The sequence below is a fragment of the Woronichinia naegeliana WA131 genome (assembly GCA_025370055.1).
GTDB classification, from domain to species: Bacteria; Cyanobacteriota; Cyanobacteriia; order Cyanobacteriales; family Microcystaceae; genus Woronichinia; species Woronichinia naegeliana.
The window spans coordinates 4,840,577-4,860,286 of the sequence record CP073041.1; the positions used below are offsets into that span (position 1 = coordinate 4,840,577).

General features: G+C 42.7%; 17 protein-coding genes and 1 pseudogene. 10 read left to right on the forward strand and 8 right to left on the reverse strand.

The features are described 5' to 3' along the window. Positions 1-89: 89 nt before the first annotated feature. Genes KA717_24230 through KA717_24240 form a run of 3 tightly spaced genes read left to right on the forward strand, consistent with a single transcriptional unit; the run spans position 90 to position 2,588 of the window. Positions 90-1,130: a hypothetical protein gene (locus KA717_24230; protein UXE59047.1), complete on the forward strand. Its 1,041-nt coding sequence runs from the start codon at positions 90-92 to the stop codon at positions 1,128-1,130. A 55-nt stretch (positions 1,131-1,185) separates the two neighbouring features. Continuing rightward, positions 1,186-2,052, forward strand: coding sequence for a TIR domain-containing protein (locus tag KA717_24235; protein UXE59048.1), 867 nt, complete (start codon positions 1,186-1,188; stop codon positions 2,050-2,052). After that, positions 2,049-2,588, forward strand: coding sequence for a hypothetical protein (locus tag KA717_24240; GenBank protein ID UXE59049.1), 540 nt, complete (start codon positions 2,049-2,051; stop codon positions 2,586-2,588). The genes KA717_24235 and KA717_24240 overlap by 4 nt, the downstream gene beginning before the upstream one ends. Before the next feature lie 336 nt (positions 2,589-2,924). On the opposite strand, the gene KA717_24245 is transcribed toward KA717_24240, so the two are convergent. The 8 genes and pseudogenes from KA717_24245 to KA717_24280 all read right to left on the reverse strand — a co-directional run bounded on the left by KA717_24245 (position 2,925) and on the right by KA717_24280 (position 13,765). Beyond that, positions 2,925-3,968 carry an IS630 family transposase gene (locus KA717_24245; protein ID UXE59050.1) on the reverse strand — a complete coding sequence of 348 codons (1,044 nt, stop codon included), beginning with the start codon at positions 3,966-3,968 and terminating at the stop codon, positions 2,925-2,927. A gap of 146 nt (positions 3,969-4,114) precedes the next feature. Beyond that, on the reverse strand, positions 4,115-8,323 hold the full coding sequence (locus KA717_24250; protein ID UXE59051.1) for a WD40 repeat domain-containing protein: 4,209 nt from the start codon (positions 8,321-8,323) through the stop codon (positions 4,115-4,117). Positions 8,324-8,351: 28 nt separating this feature from the next. Further along, positions 8,352-9,356, reverse strand: a complete 1,005-nt coding sequence (locus KA717_24255; protein UXE59052.1) for a MoxR family ATPase — start codon at positions 9,354-9,356, stop codon at positions 8,352-8,354. A gap of 9 nt (positions 9,357-9,365) precedes the next feature. Further along, complete coding sequence (locus KA717_24260; protein ID UXE59053.1) at positions 9,366-10,241, reverse strand: hypothetical protein; 876 nt, start codon at positions 10,239-10,241, stop codon at positions 9,366-9,368. Positions 10,242-10,307: 66 nt separating this feature from the next. After that, positions 10,308-11,589 (reverse strand): annotated as a pseudogene (locus KA717_24265) (ISKra4 family transposase). Positions 11,590-11,664: 75 nt separating this feature from the next. Then, the gene (locus KA717_24270; protein UXE59054.1) at positions 11,665-11,865 is read right to left on the reverse strand and encodes a hypothetical protein; all 201 of its coding nucleotides are present in this window, start codon (positions 11,863-11,865) and stop codon (positions 11,665-11,667) included. A 25-nt stretch (positions 11,866-11,890) separates the two neighbouring features. Beyond that, a complete protein-coding gene (locus KA717_24275; protein ID UXE59055.1) occupies positions 11,891-12,304 on the reverse strand; it encodes an SART-1 family protein in 414 nt (137 codons plus the stop codon). Between the two features lie 168 nt (positions 12,305-12,472). Beyond that, positions 12,473-13,765 carry a S41 family peptidase gene (locus KA717_24280; GenBank protein UXE59056.1) on the reverse strand — a complete coding sequence of 431 codons (1,293 nt, stop codon included), beginning with the start codon at positions 13,763-13,765 and terminating at the stop codon, positions 12,473-12,475. 177 nt (positions 13,766-13,942) lie between these two features. Between KA717_24280 and KA717_24285 the strand changes: the two genes are divergently transcribed. The 7 genes from KA717_24285 to KA717_24315 all read left to right on the forward strand — a co-directional run bounded on the left by KA717_24285 (position 13,943) and on the right by KA717_24315 (position 19,571). Then, complete coding sequence (locus KA717_24285; protein ID UXE59057.1) at positions 13,943-14,695, forward strand: FtsQ-type POTRA domain-containing protein; 753 nt, start codon at positions 13,943-13,945, stop codon at positions 14,693-14,695. A gap of 259 nt (positions 14,696-14,954) precedes the next feature. After that, positions 14,955-16,235, forward strand: coding sequence for a cell division protein FtsZ (gene ftsZ, locus KA717_24290; GenBank protein UXE59058.1), 1,281 nt, complete (start codon positions 14,955-14,957; stop codon positions 16,233-16,235). Positions 16,236-16,737: 502 nt separating this feature from the next. Continuing rightward, positions 16,738-17,517: an SDR family NAD(P)-dependent oxidoreductase gene (locus tag KA717_24295; GenBank protein UXE59059.1), complete on the forward strand. Its 780-nt coding sequence runs from the start codon at positions 16,738-16,740 to the stop codon at positions 17,515-17,517. Positions 17,518-17,678: 161 nt separating this feature from the next. After that, a complete protein-coding gene (locus KA717_24300; protein UXE64770.1) occupies positions 17,679-18,209 on the forward strand; it encodes a tetratricopeptide repeat protein in 531 nt (176 codons plus the stop codon). A 93-nt stretch (positions 18,210-18,302) separates the two neighbouring features. After that, positions 18,303-18,764 (forward strand): hypothetical protein, encoded by a 462-nt coding sequence (locus KA717_24305; GenBank protein ID UXE59060.1) that lies wholly within the window; start codon positions 18,303-18,305, stop codon positions 18,762-18,764. 96 nt (positions 18,765-18,860) lie between these two features. Continuing rightward, the gene (locus tag KA717_24310) at positions 18,861-19,070 is read left to right on the forward strand and encodes a hypothetical protein (GenBank protein ID UXE59061.1); all 210 of its coding nucleotides are present in this window, start codon (positions 18,861-18,863) and stop codon (positions 19,068-19,070) included. 24 nt (positions 19,071-19,094) lie between these two features. Continuing rightward, on the forward strand, positions 19,095-19,571 hold the full coding sequence (locus KA717_24315; protein ID UXE59062.1) for a biopolymer transporter: 477 nt from the start codon (positions 19,095-19,097) through the stop codon (positions 19,569-19,571). Positions 19,572-19,710: the final 139 nt, after the last annotated feature.

The following is a 19,710-nucleotide window of genomic DNA, read 5'->3' on the forward strand; positions in this document are numbered from 1 at the left end:
AACAAAGAGAGACTGGCCAGTTTGACCATGTGATACTGTAAAGGATTGTCTGATCTAGCCAGATTGTTTCCCTCTTTTCCCAATTTACTATGCTCCAGCCTGCACCTTCCCCTGACGACATTGTGGCGGCCCTGCAAACCCCTACTGACTTGAATTTTGAATTGCCTGACCCTGAAGATGAAGCCATTCAAGAACATGATTTTCAAGAACAGTTAGATAGTTTCTGGAAGGTTTGTGAACGTTTCGATCTGCAAACAGAAATTTGGCGGGGTCGTATCCTGCGGGCAGTACGCGATCGCGAAAAACAAGGGGGAGATGGCAGGGGAACTGGCTTTCTCGATTGGCTCAAGCAACGGGAGATTACCAAAAGTCAAGCCTATGCCTTGATTCAATTAGCCAATAGTGCCGATACCCTATTATCGGAAGGACAACTTGATCCCCAATCTATCAATAATTTCAGTAAACGGGCCTTTATCGAAACCGCTAAATCGTCTCCTGAAGTCCAAAAACTGATCAGTGAAGCAGCCCATAGCGGCGATCGCATTACCCGTCGAGAAGTGAAGCAACTGGCGGATGAATGGACTGCCATGAGTTCAGAATTGTTACCCGATGAAATCAAAGAAAAAGCCGCCGATGGTAGTTTACCGTCTCGACACTTAGCTCCTTTGGTCAAAGAATTAGAAAAGCTACCGGATAGTCATTTAGTTTCTCTACAACACGAAGCCGCCGAAAATCCTGATGTGGATACGGTCAAACAGTTAACCACTTCGGCCCGCAATTTATCCAAATATCTCGATGCGGCTGCCCAGGTACAAACCCTGAAAAAATTCCCCCTCGATTTGGAATTGGCCTTGGAAGAAGCTTTGCGTTTAGATTGCCTCAATACGGCGGCCGATCTAGTGAAGCAAGCCACCCAATTGGAACAGTTTGCGGCCAAATTATTTACCACTTGGAAACGTCTGGGAACCCTCTCCGATCGTCTTTATGTGGATACGGGAGCCAGTACCCCTAATCTGCGATCGCTGTTAACCGCCTTAGAAGGTCTCACTCAAGAAGTGATTGAAGTGCAATTAGACGAAAGTGGGGAGCGATCGGTACGCTTACGAATTTTAAATAACGATCCAGAATAAATCGTAGCGTTATCATAATCAATAAATAAGCCGCGATCGTCCTTAAAGAAAAGTTATGAATGACCTACAAACAGAAACCTTAGCCCAACCGCCTGTTTTTTTAAATTATTCAATCAGCGATCATGATTTGGCTCAAACCCTTGCCAAAGAATTGCGATCGGCAGGCGTTAATGTTTGGATAGATGTAGATAAAATAGAACCAGGACAAAATTGGCGTGAATCTATACGGACAGGACTTACTGCAAGTTCCTATTTTATCTTTCTACTTTCTCAAAGTTCAGTACAATCTGCCTGGCTCAATGATGAAATTACAATGCTTCAGGAACTCCAAAGCCGGAATATTACATTCTTACCTGTCTTAATTGAAGATTGTCAAATTCCCGAATCTATTTCTCATTATCAATATTATGATTTAAGGGATAGGAAAGAAAATTCTTTAAAACAACTAGCAGCAAACCTAAGTGAAATTGGTAAAATTAATTTTAAAGTTCTATCTCCTCAACTTTTTGAGAAGTTAATTGTCGAATTATTACAACAATTAGGTTTTATAACTTTACCCTTAGATAGTTCTCAAGATCAAGGGGTAGATGCAGTGGTAAAATACCGTCAAAAAGACCCCTTCGGTGCGGAATGTCAGGATATTTATGCTGTGGAAGCCAAATTGTATCGTAATTCACGGGTTGATCTGAGTTCCCTGCGTCAATTAGTTTCCTATGTTCACAATCATCCTAAAGTCAATAAAGGGTTATTAGTTACTAACAGCAATTTAACTTCCGTTACCCTTGACTGGGCAAAAAATGCACAAAAAACAACTGGAATTCCTCTACGAGTTATTGAAGGCACAGAACTCAAAAGATTGCTTTTACAACATACAGACCTGATTAATAAATACTTTTGGGATGGATTAAGTCACGCTGTATGAGTCAAATTATTGATCTTGTTAACCGACTAGAAAACTGTTCTACGGGCGAGAAAGGATGGCAAGAATTTGAGGTTCTCTGTCTAGAAATTCTAGAATTTCTCTTTGTTCCGCCCTTAATTAGACCGATTATTCAAGCCCGAACCTATTCAGGGACTCATCGCCGTGATGCAGTATTTCCTAATCGTAATTTTGACGAAAAACACAATTGGGGCCTGTTACTGCGAGAATTACAGGCTAGAATGGTTTTATTTGAATTCAAAAACTATCAAAATAGCAAGATTGGAAAAGAGGAGGTTCTTCAAACTGACAGCTATCTTAGCGAGCCGATGGGAAAATTGGCTATTATTATTTGTAATAAACTCCCTGAGCGCGGGGCTTATATTCAACGGAATAGTATTTATAGTCGGCAAGGTAAGGTGATTTTGTTTATTACGAGGGAACATCTCAAGGAAATGCTCTCGATCAAAGAACGGGGAGAAGACCCTTGTGATTTGATTATTGATCTAGTGGAACAATTCTATTTACAACATGAGTAAATCCTATTGCTTAACCGCCTTAGAAGGTCTCACTCAAGAAGTAATTGAAGTACAATTAGACGAAAGTGGGGAGCGATCGGTACGCTTACGGATTTTAAATAACGATCCACAATGAATCACAGCGTTATCATAATCAATAAATAAGCCGCGATCGCCATTGCAATAGCTAATCCTAAACCAGCCCCTCCCGTATGACGAGAACGATCGCCCTTTTCAATCTGATCAAAAAGCGATCGCGTCTAACAATCCGTTATCCTAGAAAGCCTAAAGAGACAAGGGGGCTGAATTTAGGTTAAACGGAAAATCAAAAACTTGTGTGTACACAGTAGCTATACTTCAAACGTTCATAATCTGAGATTTATCAAAGCGTTGAAATCGTAAGGTGAGCAGAGAATCAAGCTCCTCCTTATATTTTACGTTAGCATCCTCAAGACATCCTGAAATTGCTGCAGAAAACTGCGTAAAATCTTCATAATATTTTGCGTATAAACACTTCTTCTTCACAAACTTCCACAGTCTTTCAATTAAATTCAAGTTAGGAGAATAAGGAGGTAAGTACAGTAACTCTATTCCTAATGATTCTGCCAACTCCTGCACAATTCGGCATTTTTGATAACGAGCATTGTCTAATACCAACGTAATCGGTATTAATAGTCCTAATTCTGCTATCTTTTCTAGGAGTTCACAAACCTGAGTTCCCGTAATATAAGAACTGTTCGTTACCATAATTACTTCATGGGTAATTGCATTTAATGCTCCTAACACATTAAAACGTTTTCTCCCTGATGGTGACTTAATAAAAATCCTCTTGAAGCACCATATAAAATTTACAAATGCTCCCATTACAAAATGAGAGGCATCTACAAAGAAAACTGCCCTTTTTCCTGCTTTTGCCTCTTCTAGCCTTGGTTCTAGCTCTTTTTCTCTATAGCTATCCTGAGCTTCTACATCTGCTTTTGATGGAATTGTTCCCACCTTTAGACACCTCATTCCTATTGACTTTAAAAATTTTCTGACTTGCGTCGGACTTCTTTTTATTCCTGTTAATTCTTCTATTCTTTTTACTGCTTCATTTATTGTTGCTGGTGGATTTGACTCAAAATATGCCTCAATTGTCCCTTGATGCTCTGTTAACTCGCTTTTCGGGCGATTAAATTTTATTTCTTTTAGTTTTTCTATCCCGCCCTCTTGATAATCACGGATATAGCTTGTCACCGTATTTACTGAAACTCCTGCGAATTGAGCAATTTTTTGATGAGACAATCCCTGACTTTTTAGCCATAAAACTTCCATCTTTAGCTGCACTCTAGGATGCGGGTGATTAAACCGACCGTAAGACAACAGTCTTTTGTCTTCTTCTGTAAATTCTAACTTAATCATTTCTCAGCCTCTTGACTAATTTTTCTATTTTTATTATATTATCTCTTATTTTTAGAATTCGCAACCTGTGACCGTGTTTAGTATAGCTTAAAAAGAGGGGAGCCGATAGGCAGGGTCTTACAATTTTTAACGTCTAGCCACTTAGTTTAGGGATTAATGGGGCTTGGTTTGGCTGTAGATTCGGCGGATTTAGCCCAAACAAAATGTTCACAGGTTTCTTTGGCTTCCCAGGCGACATCGGTGCTGGGTTCCTTGAGGTTGGGATGATTTTGTAATTGGTTGCAAAGGATGGGGAGCAAATATTCCCAGGAAATATGCCAAATCCTTAGCGTATTGTCATTACTACCACTGACGATACGCTTACCATCGGGACTAAATGCCACTGAAATCACTTCTCCTGTATGACCTTTGAGCGGTTTACCAATCGCTTTTCCCGTCTCTGCATCCCAAAGTCGTAGGGTTTTATCATAACTACCACTGGCGATACGTTTGCTATCAGGACTAAATGCTACTGAATTAACTTCTCCTGTATGACCTTGCAGAGTTGTGAGCGTCTTTCCCGTCTCTACATCCCAAATTCGTAGAGTTTTGTCTGAGCTACCACTAACTATACGTTTGCCATCGGGACTAAATACCACTGAGTAAACCGTATCTGTATGGCCTGGAAGAGTTGCGATCGCTTTTCCCGTTTCTGTATCCCAAATTCGTAGAGTTTTGTCTAAGCTACCACTGACGATACGTTTGCCATCGGGACTAAATGCTACAGTCCTGACCCAATCTGTATGACCTGAAAGAGTTCTGATCGCCTTTCCCGTTTCCGCGTCCCAAATTCGCAGAGTTTTGTCGTCACTGCCACTAACTATACGCTTGCCATCGGGACTAAATGCTACTGAGTTAACCTCACCTGTATGACCTTGCAGAGTTGCGATCGCCTTTCCAGTCTCGGCATCCCAAAGCCGTAGGATGTTCTCTGAGCCACCGCTAACGATGTACTTTCCATCAGGACTGTAGGCTAATGCTCGAACTGGTGCTGTATGACCTTGAAGGGGGTTCCCAATCGTCTTTCCCGTATTCCCATCCCATAATCGTAGAGTTTTGTCTGGGCCACCACTGACGATCTGATTGCGATCGGGCCTGAAGGCGACTGCAAAGACTTGATCCTCGTGACCCCGCAAAGGTTGGCTAATGGGGGGTTCCTTGCCGTTATCCCAGAGGGCTTTTACCTCCCAAATCCGTACCGTTTTGTCCGCACTCCCAGAAGCCAAGGTCTTGCCATCGGGGGGAAAACTCACACTAACTACCCCATTTTGATGCCCATTGAGGGTTTTGAGTTCTTTTCCCGTCCCCACGTCCCACAATTTCACCGTTTTGTCCAAACTCGCGGCAGCCAAGGTTTTGCCATCGGGGGAAAAACTCACACTATTGACCGCTTCTGGATGCCCCTTGAGGGTTTTGAGTTCTTTGCCCGTACCTACGTCCCACAATTTCACCGTTCCGTCCCCACTCCCAGAAGCCAAGGTTTTGCCATCGGGGGAAAAACTCACACTATTGACCTCTTCTGGATGCCCATTGAGGGTGTTGAGTTCTTTGCCCGTACCTACGTCCCACAACTTCACCGTTTTGTCCCAACTCGCGGAAGCCAGGGTTTTGCCATCGGGGGAAAAACTCACACTAGCGACCCCATTATGATGCTCATTGAGGGTTTTGAGTTCTTTTCCCGTAACCACGTCCCACAATTTCACCGTTTTGTCCGCACTCCCAGAAGCCAAGGTTTTGCCATCGGGGGAAAAACTCACACTAGAGACCGAATCTTGATGTCCGTTGAGGGTTTTGAGTTCTTTTCCCGTAACCACGTCCCACAATTTCACCGTTTTGTCATAACTCGCGGAAGCCAAGGTTTTGCCATCGGGGGAATAACTCACACTAATGACCTGATCTTGATGCCCGTTGAGGGTTTCGAGTTCTTTTCCCGTCCCCACGTCCCACAATTTCACCGTATTGTCCGCACTCGCGGAAGCCAAGGTTTTGCCATCGGCGGAAGCCAAGGTTTTGCCATCGGGGGAATAACTCACACTCCAGACCTGCGATGGATGGGATAAAACTTTTGTCGATTGCTCTGCCTGGATAATCTTCAGCAAACTTTCCTCCACCGAGGGAAAAGGAGGATATTCGGGAAATTGCACCAAAGTTGAGTGACTTAGCCCTGTGGCAGTAATCGCTTCAAACACATTGTTCACAACAGATTCCCCCGTAGAAGTCGTTTCCGCCGCCGTCAATAAAGCTCCCACTCGCCAACGATGCCACTGTTGCAGCCCAAAAAGCGGTAAGAGCGTGGCCCCTGTGATGATTACCGCCGCGACGAGCCATTCCCCGAAAGTACGAGGCAGAGTTCGAGGCAGCAGGTTTTTTCGTTTCAGGGAATCCCTTAATTCATCGGGTACTTTCGTCGCCAGAATCGGTTTTCCCTGCATAAAGTCCAGAAAAAGATAGTCGCGTAAAGGACTGCCATCCTCAGACCTTTTACTCAACAAGCGAAGCATCGGATTGAGCAAATCGGGCAACATTTTTTCGTACTGAGTTGCCACTTCTAATTGCTGTTGATTTACCGTTCCCTGCACCGAGCTAACCAGTAAATTCTGGAGGGCGGAACGAATGGTTAATTCCTGTTCTTTAGTCAGTTTTAAAATCAGCAAACTCCTCAACCAATCAGGCATATAACCCGACCGAAACCAGGGTAAACGGGCCAACTTGATGGGGGAACAAACTTCGGCTAGGGATTGGTTTGATTGCGTTTTTAGTTGAGTTCCCAGATAGAGGGTAATATTCCAATGTAGCTCTGGAAATACCGCACAGGCCGTAAACCAGTAATAACCATCGTTTCCCAAATATTCTTCTAGAGACTTGAGCATTGAGGTAATTTCTGCGGCAGTGGGAGGAGAGCGATCTAACCAATGGAAAGAATGGATCAACAATTGCTCAGGTAAGGGCGTTTGCACCTGCCCAGAAAGCAGATAGGATTTGATCACTTCGGGGTTCAAAACCTGGCTTAAGACCTGTAAACCCTCCGCCGTTGCAGGTAAAACAATGAAATTTTGGGCGAGGAAAAATTCCTGATTACTCCAATTACTGATGGGATTGGGAGTCAAAACCGCCCGTTTCTCCCAGGTTTTAAGCTGACTTACCCAGGGTTCTAATTCACCGCTAATGTCACTAAAAAAGCGATCGCTATCGGAAACCACAATCAAACAGCGATCGTGATATTGATGAATAATTTCCTGGAGTTTGCGAGGAGAATTATTACGCTCTTTAGAAAAACAAATGCGGGGATCGCCTTCAAAAAAATAAACCGTAATCAAAACACCATCTTTTTTAAGACAGTTAATCATCTCCTCCACAAATTGGGCTTGATGATCCCGAAAACTAGCCGAATCTACCAGAAAAAGATACTCCACCAGCGTTTGGTAGGTTCCATAGACGGGTGAGAGCCAACTACCTTTTTTCAGGGTTGCCTCAATCGTTTTATTTACATCAAGCTGCTGAGAGGGAATATGAACTCGACGTTTTAAACCCCGCGCAATTTGGTTAAAGATTAGGGGAGGAAATAAATCTTGCTCAACCCCCTGAATAGAAATTTTCTCAAGTTTTGGTTCCCGATCCATTCCCAAACGTTTTAGAAACAAATCAGCCTGTTGAGACCAGAGACCACGCCGAAGGGCATAAAGAAAAACGGTAATAGGTACAGCAAGGATAAAAAAGATCAACCATTTTTGTTGCCAACCACAGAAAAAAGGTGATGAAGCGTTGACAACAGGTTTGAAGACAAGCTTCGAGGATTCAGACGGAGGAGAAGGTTTAATTGAGGGTTTGGGACTAGGGGACGGAGTTGGGACAGAACTCGAAGCTTTTGGAGTGGGTGAAGCTAAGGTAGGTGAAGGAGTTGCGACGATGGTTGGTGTTCGAGACGGATTCCAGATCAGGGGGAAAAGGGCGGCAATCAGAACAGTGGCCACAATCACTAAGCCAACGGTTAACTGATTAGCGTGAGACTGTATATCGCTCAACTCCTGGGACAAAACTTGAGCTTTAGTATCGAGGGAATGAACTTCTGAAGTCGTGGTTTCGGGTGCGGGGGAAATGGGTATAGAGTCAAGCCAAAGCTTAAATCGTTGCTGAAAATCCTCTTGTTCAGTAGGGGAACTACAAAAAATTGGCCCTAAATATCCTCCCAGAGAACCTGGACTATCCAACGTTTCTCCCTGGTCAATGAGGGTAAGAACAAGCTTTTGGGCAGCAATATATTGAGAAATGCCGATTTTGTAGCCTTCCTCTCTCAATTCTTCAATAAAATCTGTCAAACGATCAGACTTTATCCAATCAGGGATTTCATGGGTTATTTGCTGATCCATTGCTTTGTTCTTTGATCCATTGTTTGACAATTTCTTGCGCTTTTTCCTGATCCTCAGTGGTTTTAATTAAACTGCTCAGGGTTTGACGAATATTGGTTTCCGTCAAGACAATTTCTGGCTCCGTTTTAAACCCTTGTAGGGCCAATAACCAACTTAACAATTCCGCCGTTGCTGGTTTCTTTCTCAGTCCAGATTTGCGTAATCGTTCAAATAGGGCGATCGCATCTTGCAGAAATTTGCTGTCACTTGCCAGGTCTAAATGATTAGACACAATCTCCTTAAGGCGATCGGGTTCAGGAAAGGGAATATTGTAATAAATACAACGGCGTAGAAAAGCTTCAGGTAAATCCTTTTCAGAATTGCTAGTAATAATAACAATCGGTTGCAGCGTGGGATCGGCTTCAATCTTGACATTGCCTAACTCTGGAATCCGAAAATATAAATGCTCTAACTCATTGAGCAGATCATTGGGAAAATCACGGGGAGCTTTATCCATTTCATCAATTAAAACCACAGAGCGGGACTTGCCAACATGGGCAAATTCTGCCGACAAAAGACTTTTAACTTCACTGGGTTCCTTCGTCTTTAAAATGGCTAATCCTAAAGCTTGATAGGTAATATAATGTAATAATTCAGAAGAAGAAGAGGTCTTACTTTGAATATCCTGAAAACGCTTCAAAGCATCATAGGTATAAAACAGGTCTCTAGCGGTGCTAGTGGATTTAATTTCAAACTTTAACGGTGGCTCAAAACCGAGTTCCCACGCTAAACTAGCCGCAAATTGAGTTTTACCTGTGCCTGGTTCTCCTGTCAGCAATAAAGGTTGTCCTAGCAATAAAGCGACATTACAAGCATCCTTCAACCCTTGATCGGCAATATAATTTTCGGGTTTAAGCAACTGCGATCGGCGAGAAATTGGCAGCGTAACAGGGGCTGAATCATCTAATTTCTTACCCCTACCTTCGTAAAATGGAAATTTCATCAAATCCTCCTAATTATAATTAACAGTAAAATCTTTTAGTAATTTAGTTAATTCTTGAGCTAAATCACGCATAGGAATTGTATCAGATGGATGGTTTTGGAAAATTTCGTCAATTTTTGCCATAATTGAGTCTTCGGCTATCTTTTCACCGAAAGCTTTTTTAACATCATCTCTGGCGACCCAATTATAAACGTCTGATTGAGCAATTCCTGTTAATTGTGGCAAAACGATCCCCGACAGACCACTAAATTGTTGAAAATTTTCTTTGGAAAGTTTTTCAAGTTCTGCCTGAATTTTTTTATTTTTAGATTGACAATTCTTACATTTAAAATAATTAATCAAAAAACCAAAAAAACGTGTAAAAACAAATTTTTGACTACTGCTTTTTTTCCCAGTTTGATATTTAACTAAAAGGAAAATAATAATTTTATTGCCAGAAGTTAACTTGGGCCAATTGTGCCAAAAAGACAATAATTCATTCAATATATCACCTTGTTTTTGCCAATTTTCAGTAAGTAATTGGATATTAATCAGGGCTGGTGATGGGGATTGACAAAAGAATTGATTGATTTCCTCTTTCGTAGAATTATTATGATTTAAAAATTTTTTCGCTAAATCGTTACACAGCCAATATTCTAAGTCTTTCATCTTGTTGCGATCAAGATCATTCGGCCATTCAATTGGTTTTCGCCTAATACCTTCATCACTTGAACATAATCCTGTCTGTTCAAAAAAAGAACTATCTATAAGTCTATCTAAAAATTCAACATGGCATTGGTATTGATCACCATGAAGAATACAAATCAGAGGCTTAAGATGAGCTTGATCGAGATGTTTTTTGACTGCCTTGGCCAGTTCACGCTCTTGCTGATTGCGGTCTGGCATATAGGGCAACAGAGGGGGGACTTTGTTAGAAGGGGTGCGACCTTTAGTTGATAAAAGCTGTTGTAATCAGGGTTCTACAGGGAACCCATATTGATCAAGTTTTGCCCAAAATTGACTCCATCGTTCCTTGGTCAATACCAAAGCTCGTAGGCTCAAAATAATTCCTGCTCCTTTTTCCTTCCATCGCATCCCTGAACAACATAATCGTTGTTTGACCAACGTCTTACAAGCTGCTTCCGTAACACCTGAACCAATCGGATACTTTTTCTCTAAGTATTCAGCATAATCCATTTGATGCTGATGATTCTCGTAATAAGTAATCGCCGCTTGTAGTTTCTCGGTAAGATTCTTAGAATGACTTTTTTCTTCTTTGACTTCTTTCATCAGATTTAGCAGTTCTCCTGCTTTTCCTTTTTCATGCTTGAGTTCTCGACAATTTTCAGTCAACCATTCTTTTTGTTTTGACACGGTATTCGGATGCAACGCTTCTGCCAAGGCACCTAAGTAACCAGAGGCATGATAGAAATCTAATATCTGTTCTTCCGTTTGCTTTTCTAAAAACTTCCAATTTGATTCTGCCCCGTCTGCTATCCCGACCAATGTTGCCTCTGGATAACGGTTTTTCGCTCGCTCAATTTCTCTTTCTAATCTTTCTAGAAAACTCTTTTTTCCATACTCTGGTGCCGCACCTAGATAGATTGTAGGTTGACGTTCGCCTTCACTATCGTATAGGGAAACGGTTCCCACCATTGCTTCACGGTAGCCATCCTCACACATCAGCATACAGGTTCCATCTAATCCTATTCCCACTGTTGCAATTTGGCTATCCTCCTTGGGCGGGGCATAACTCCACGCTTCTTCTTTTGCCTGTACCACACTTCCTACTGCTTCACTCAATCTTTGGATATAGGATAGCGCTACTTTTCTACCATGATTTTCTAATAAATCATTTTTCACCTCTTTGCCTGCCATCCCTGACATTTTTGAGGATACCTGTTTTGCCAATAATGGCGTTGATGTTATGATTATCCTTGCTTCTCTTTCTAAGGGGCAATACGTTTTTCCTCAAAGGTGAACGCTGATATACATGACGATTCACTATAACCTCACCATAAGGTGTTTGATATTCTTTCGGTTGCTCTCCCTTACTCTTCCAGATTTCTTCACCGATTTTTAAGGGTGAACCATCTGTATCTAAATATTTCAAGGCTTCTTTGCTGGCGATGCAACCTACTTCGTTTAAGCCTTTTTGAATATTTATTTCTGTATCCAACATTGAACGACTGAGTTCTAATGTTAGTTCTATTTTTATCTTTGAACCCTCTACATTAATTAGTTTTGCTGTCATCATTGTTTCCTCTTTGTCACTTTTCATCCCATGTTAACACTTTTCTTTTCCTTCATCAACTAAAGGTCACACCCGTTAGAAGTTAGAAGATGCTTTTGGGTCGGCTTTCTCTTCAGAATTTTTTTGCGGAGAGATGGCAACTTGTCCTCCACCAGATACACTCACAACAATACCACCGTTCACTTGCCCGACAACTTGGTTCTTATCACCCTTCGTATTCTGTTCAATTTGGGAGCCGATATTGGAAGGATCGGTTGCCAACGAATTATCAGTCATTGATTATATTTCCTTAAAAGGCTTGCTACGGAACGTTACTCTGAAAAGTACCGCCACTCATCTGGCCAATAATCACGTTTTTATCCCCCGTTGTCGTCTGAGTAATTTGTACTGCTGCAATGACCTCTGGGGAAGCCTCTGCCAGAATTTTGGCGATCGCTTCAGCTAATTCTTTATTCTGCTCTAGTAGTTTCTTCAACTGTACCCGTAGAGCGGCTTGTAAGTCTTCATCGTCTGGATTATTCGCTACATCTATTGCGGCCTCCTTAGCTGACTCCTTAGCTTCAATCCGAGGACTCAACTTTGCCCAGATTTTTTTGACCGTTTCCCAAGTATCGGCACCAACCTTGCTGGCGGCACTCTCGGCGGCCTTACCACCAAGTTTCATCAAAGTAGGTAAATGGGGAGCGAGAAGGGCTGTCAAAGTTACAATATCCATTTTGTTTAAATGAGTACCAATAAATTCTCGTATCATAGCATTTCTTCTGTGATACAACACTTTATAGTCCAACAAAAAATTGGGGATGACTTTAACCAGCCCCAACCTTCTCCCAGTCTCCTAGTCCCCTAGTCCCCCAGTCTCCTAGTCCCCCAGTCTCCTAGTCCTCTAATTAACAGCAGACTGAACCGTTGAACTTCCCCCTTTAGCAACCTGTTGTTTGAGGATCTCAAAGGCTTTAGCAAATTGGGGATCAGCTAAGGTGCCAATTTTCTCCCGATCCTTTTGCAGGGCTTTGCGTTGGGCATCGGTTAACTCAATTACCACATCGGGATCAATGCCATGCTTATTGATATCGCGTCCATTCGGTGTTAGATATTTGGCGATCGTCACGGCTAAACCGGAACCATCCCCAAGACTGCGAACGGATTGCACCAGACCCTTACCAAAGGTTTTTGTCCCCACAATCACGGCCCGTTTATGATCCTGTAAGGCTCCCGATAGAATTTCACTGGCACTGGCCGAACCCCCATCCACTAAAACCACGAGGGGTTTATTCGTTAATTGCTGATTATTGGCACTTTGCTGCTCAACTTCCCCTTGGCGATCAACCGTAGAGACAATTTTGCCATCCTTTAACCAGAGACGACCAATATCGACACTGGCATAGAGTAAACCGCCTGGATTAGACCGTAAGTCCAAAATATAACCCTTGACATTTTGCTTCTCTAAAGCCTGCATAGCTGTCCGCATTTCATCTCCAGCGTGAGCACTGAATTGATTTAAGCGGATATAACCGATCTTGCCGATCGCCGTATTCTCTGCTTCAGCCCGGACAGGATGGATTTCGATCTTGGCTCTTACTAAGGGATAATCAATGTTGCGATTGCCGCGTTTAATGGTGAGAACCACTTGAGTCCCTGGCTTACCACGAATCAACTTCACCGCATCATCCACTTCCATCCCCTTAGTCGATTTGCCATCAATTTTGACAATCACGTCTTTGGCTAAAATACCTGCTTTATAGGCCGGGGTTGACTCAATGGGCGCAATGACGATTAATTTTTTGCTATCCTTATCCTGGGCTAACTGGATACCCACACCTGATAATTCTCCAGATGTATCGATTTGCATAGCCTGAAATTCTTCTGGGTTCATAAAGCGGGTATAGGGATCGCCCAACTTTTTCAACATTTCCCGAATGGCTTTGTAGGCCTCATCTGGATTTTTGTAGGTACGACCCAAATAATCCTTGCGGACGGCTCGCCAATCGACCTGATTAAAAGTGCCATCCACGTAGGTTCGATTCACGATTTGCCAAACTTCATCCACCACCTCTTTGGGATTATCCTGAAAGAAAGCCTGAGAGCGAGCCAAACGAAGTCCCACGCCTGTCACCGTTACGGTGGTTAACAACAAGGCCGTTGCTCCTAAAATTAGCCCGCGTTTCTGCTTATCCATAATGTTTCCTTTTGCCAATGGTGAAGATTGATGAAGAAAAAAAACTACTTTATTTTGAAATAGTCACCCAATCTAGTTATAACATTTCAGGATAGTGGTTGTAGTGATTGTATGACGGATCTAGTTGTGTCTGATTCTCTCAAAGATAGACGGCGAACCTTAAAAAACCAACGTCAGTTGAAAGTATGGCAATCGCTTTGGCGTTTTTCTGTACTTTGTAGTGCCGTGGGGGGGTTGGTTTGGCTGATGAGTTGGCCAGAATGGAGCATTCGCGATCGCACTCAAGTTCAGTTAAAGGGGAATCAATGGGTTTCCTCTGACCAATTATACAAGCAAGTACCTTTAGTCTATCCCCAATCCATTTGGCAACTTTCCACTCAGCAGATTAGCCAAAAAATGTCCACCATTCCATCTTTGGAGAAGGTGGATGTCACCCGTCAATTATTGCCAGCCCAATTAACCATCACCGTAAGGGAACGTCGCCCTGTGGCCCTAGCGGTGACAACTGAAGGGCCGGGATTTGTCGATAGAGAGGGCATTTTTATTCCAGCCGCTTCCTATGAAAAAACTGCGATCCAAGTCAAACTCCCCAAATCGCCGTTGTTTCTTGGCTATGATCCCCAATATCAAACATTCTGGAAAAATTTATATCCGCTTTTAGCCCAATCTTCAGTCAAGATTGACATTATCAACGGTCGTAATCCTAGCAATCTGACCATGAAAACCGATCTGGGTATGGTTTACCTTGGCTCAAACCTCTCCCAATTCCCCCAGCAACTTCAGGTGCTAAATCTCATGAAACAATTGCCTTCGCGTGTTCCACCCCATCGAGTTGCTTATATTGACTTGACTCAACCCAAAGCACCTTCTGTCCAAATCACGATGCCATCTCCAAAGCAATCACCTGCCAGTAATGTCAAGAAGCCATGACAATCATTGATGCCCTCTAGACTTGCCCTACCGGAATCATCTCTCTTTGTATTGACAAACTTCAGCAATGTTTCTAATCTAAGGACGTAAAGCTGAGTTTAGGCAATTTTAAACAATTTGTAGATAAAAAAGGTTTATAGATTTTATAGAATTGCTGTTCAACTCTGGTGATACTGTTGATAAACTAACCCTATCCCCAAATCTTTATTTCCGTCTCTAAAATTTTATAGCGTACTGCATTTATCCTTTTCCCACTACAATGATTTTTAACAATGACATTAACCATGATTTTTCCCTAGATCATCCCAGCCTCAATGGAGCAGAGAGCGGGGAGTCGTCTGATAGCCTAGACGATTTGTTTGCCGATCAAGACGATTTAGCGATCTTTTCTACTCCTGCCGATCCCAAAACCTCGATTCAGTTAGATGCAAGGAGAAGTCAGATTGTGCCTAGTAGTGTTGCCAGAATTAAAGTAATTGGTGTTGGTGGTGGCGGTTGTAATGCAGTCAACCGTATGATTAACAGTGGTGTAACGGGAATTGAGTTCTGGGCAATTAATACGGATTCCCAAGCACTAATACAAGCGGCGGCTCCCCAGCAGTTACAGATCGGCCAAAAATTAACCAGGGGTTTAGGGGCGGGTGGTAATCCGGCGATCGGACAAAAGGCTGCGGAGGAATCCCGTGAAGATATTGCCAAAGCGTTAGAAAATACGGATTTAGTCTTTATTACGGCTGGCATGGGTGGAGGCACTGGCACTGGCGCGGCCCCGATTGTGGCCGAAGTGGCCAAAGAAATGGGCTGTTTAACGGTTGGTATTATTACTCGTCCCTTTACTTTTGAAGGACGACGAAGAGCCAATCAAGCAGAAGACGGGATCAATGCCCTCCAATCCCGTGTGGATACTTTGATTGTCATTCCCAACAACCAATTACTGGCTGTGATCCCCGCAGAAACCCCGTTACAAGAAGCTTTTCGGGTGGCTGATGATATTCTGCGTCAAGGTGTACAAGGAATTTCCGATATTATTACTATTCCGGGTTTAGTCAATGTGGACTTTGCGGATGTCAGGGCTATTATGGCGGATGCAGGTTCGGCCTTGATGGGAATTGGTGTGGGTTCAGGTAAGTCTCGTGCCAAAGAAGGGGCTACGGCGGCGATTTCTTCCCCGCTTTTAGAATCATCTATTGAAGGAGCCAAGGGTGTTGTCTTTAATATCACTGGCGGTTATGATTTGACCCTTCATGAGGTGAATGTTGCGGCGGAAACTATTTATGAAGTAGTTGATCCCAACGCCAATATTATTTTTGGGGCGGTTATTGACGAGAAAATGCAAGGGGAAATGCGCATTACGGTGATTGCAACGGGTTTTAGCGGAGATCATCGCCCTGTTAAGGAACTTGAGGTCGTTGCCCCCAAACCAGTTGTTCCTTCCCTATCGATATTAACCTCTGCCCCTGTCGAGAATCCCCCTCGGCGTGAGACCGATATTCCTGGCTTTTTACGTGATCGTCGTGATCGTCGTTTTCCGAAGTCTTAAGGTGGATTTGGTGAATTAATTTGTTGCATTGGTTGGTTTTTCGCGCTTGCTCAACCAAAGGTTTGCTTGAGGCTGATCTCAGAAGAGGTGAGCCTAATTTGGCGTGACAACCTGGAAACCGTCCGTCAAATGTTAAGTTTGTTTGCAGAAACTTGATTTATGTGTTAAGTTATGTTTCAAGGGGCATACCTTTGACCACGCTGAATCGATTATTAGGAGGCGTAAAACCATGCTCTGCTGTTCAGTCCACTCACTTCATCCCTACAGTTGCTGATTGAACCTTTAGAAATTTTGACCAGATAATATCGCCATCTGCCTTTAAGTCTTCACAAGATCAAGGTTTAGACCGATTTGGAATAGACCGATTAATGCACCGAACAGAACAAAGAATCTTGTTTAGGCATTCATTCGGTTAGTTTACTCCTAGCTTGCGATGGGGATAGGCTCCAAATTGAAGACTAGATGGTTTAGACATCTCACCTCAACCATAGGAGGTTGCATTATGAATTTACAGGCAAAGACTGCTTTAGTAACTGGGGCATCCAGAGGAATTGGCCGGGCGATCGCCCTTGAATTAGCTCTATCGGGATTACAACGTTTGATTGTGGTTGCCCGGAATCAGGAAAATCTGGTACAACTGGCTCAGGAAATTGCACAGCTTAATGCCAACATTGAGGTTGTGGTTCTGCCGTTGGATCTCACTCAACCGGTGATGGTAAATACGGCGATCGCCAAAACCTGGCGGGATCATGGCCCCATCCATCTTCTGGTTAACTGTGCGGGAGTTGCTCACCAAAGTTCCTTTTTAGAAAGTCGTTTTCCAGAGGTCTATCAAGAAATTTCTCTGAATCTATTAGGACTCTATACCATTACCCGTTGTGTTGCACGGCGAATGGTTTCCCACAAAGAAGGAACGATTGTCAATGTCTCCAGCTTAATGGGGAAAGTGGCCGCTCCGACAATGGCGACCTACTCTGCTACAAAATTTGCCATTCTGGGTTTTAGTCAGGCTCTCCGCAGTGAACTCGCTGCCCATAATATTCGGGTTGTCACCTTACTGCCCACCCTGACCGATACCGATATGGTCAAAGAACTCAAACGCTTCCGTTGGGTTAGGGCTATGACTCCTAAGCGAGTTGCCACGACTTTTATGCGAGGACTTCAACAAGGAAAGACAGAAATTTTGGTCGGTTGGCAGAGTCACTTAGCGGTGTGGTGTCAGCGTTTAGCCCCTTGGCTGATGGATCAGATTCTCGCTTTCTCGGCTCCCCAATCCGTCTAATCTCTAGGTAATTTTTTAGCCCCTCTTCAATCTTCAGAGGCTTCTTCCTGAAACCTTTCTTTAAGGAGCCTCTATTCTCCTGGGAACGCTAAGGCCTACAATATAAGGGGATAAGCTTATTTCCCATAACTCAATTTTCCAGGTGTTTCTCGTTGATCGATATGAATGATAATTTGCCCGTTGTCTATCTATCAGGTTTACTTCTCCTATTATTTGGCCTCACCATTTTTGTTCTACGTCAAATTATTAAAAGTCGTCGTATAGAAAGTACTGCCTCTAAATTACAGAAAAAAATTAAGGATGGTGGTGGAGTTGCCCAAGATTACTACCAGTTGGGGAGTATTTTTCTTGATAAAAAACTCTATGTTCAATCTATTAATCTTTTTCAAAAAGCCTTAAAGTTGGCCAATGAAATAGAACCAGAAAATAAGGCATTAATTTATAATGCCTTGGGTTTTGCCTATTTTGCTCAGGAACAATATGATCTGGCCATTCGTAATTATAAGGAAGCTCTAAAACTCTATCCAGATTATGTGATTGCCCTTAATAATTTAGGGAACGTTTACGAGAAAAAACAGATGGTTAATAAGGCCGTAGAAGTCTATGAGCAAACCTTAAAATTTGATCCTAAAAATAGTATTGCAAAGCGTCGTTTTGAGTCTCTTCAAAAACGGTTAGTAGAATCCAATTAATTTAGTCTTTGTGGTTCAAATATCTTGGACTAGAATTCACTGCAAGCGACTAACTTCTGTAAAATAGCGATTTAGAGAGGACGTAAAATTCCTATGACTAAATATAAAGAACTCTGTCAAGCCTATGCAAATGCGCGCCAAGCCTCTCTCCAATCTATTGAGACATGCCAAGGGTTTGCGGAAATTTTCATTGATCACATGAGTGAGTATTTTCAATGTCGAGTGGAAATGCAAAATGTTAGTTTTGATGAACAGGGATCTATGCACTTTTATCCGGCTATTACCCTCTATACCAATCCCCATCAACCCGTAATGGATAATGGTGAGGTGGTCGTTGTTTCCCTGTCGTTAGAAAAAATGGAAGATATTTATTTAGTCACCTTATTTCCCTGGGAGAAGCCTTTCCCTTTGAGAAAAAGCCAATTAGAAAAGCTAGATGATTTCACCCCTGTTTATGATTTCATCTATGAACAAATTTTAAATGCCTATGCTAATGCCATGATTTCGGTTCGGGATAGTCAAACTAATATTCGTAATTTAGGCTGGGATTTCTAAATCGGTGATGATTTCCTAACCAATGCAGAATCATTTAAGGTTTAGGTCTAAATATTTAGGTTAGGATCGGTAGCAAGCTTAAGGAGGCTAAATCTTATGTCTGAAACGATTGAAGAACTCTATACAGAACTAGAGAATCTTGACCAAGCTGATCCGGTTGAGGGGGCAAAGTGTCGAGAACAGGTTCAAGAAATTTTTGCTAATCCTTCTATTGCAGTACGGATTAAAACCGCGATCGCCGATCTGCTGATGCAAGCCAACCAAGCGTTAGTCCTTAAAACCGTTAAGGAAGAGGATAGTTATTAAGTTTTGACATTGGATTAAACGAGATTGAAACATTGGTGGCGATTAATATTGATCCTCGGTTTGCCTGGCTGTAGTCAGGCGATTTTTATTCAACCCCAATTACCCAGTGGTGGGATTAATAGTTTCGCGCCGGATGAGTCTCCCACTTATAGTGCTGATGGTCGCTATTTAGCTTTTGCTTCGGATCGCAACGGACGACGGGAAATTTTTCTTTATAACTTAGAGCAACGTCGCCTTATCCCTTTACCGAATTTGAATCAGCCTAATAGTACTCAATCTGAACCGTCTCTCAGTGCGGATGGTCGTTGGTTAGCCTACGTTTCTACGGCTAGGGGCAAAACCGATATTATGCTCTACGATCGCGATCTCCAACGTTCGGAACTGTTAACGGCCAATGTGCGAGGTTCGGTTCGACATCCGACGATTAGCGGTGATGGTAAACAAGTTGCTTTTCAAAGTAACCAATTAGGACAATGGGATATTGTTTTAGTCAATCGTTAATTGGGGTTTGCCGAATAAAGGCAGAACCTTTATCAGATAAGCTTTTCAGCCATTTTGAACACGATTAGGTGCAAGCTTATGGCATTTGAAGGCTCAAAATCCATGCACTTTGCTAGAAAATTGTGGGTTAAAATCGGAA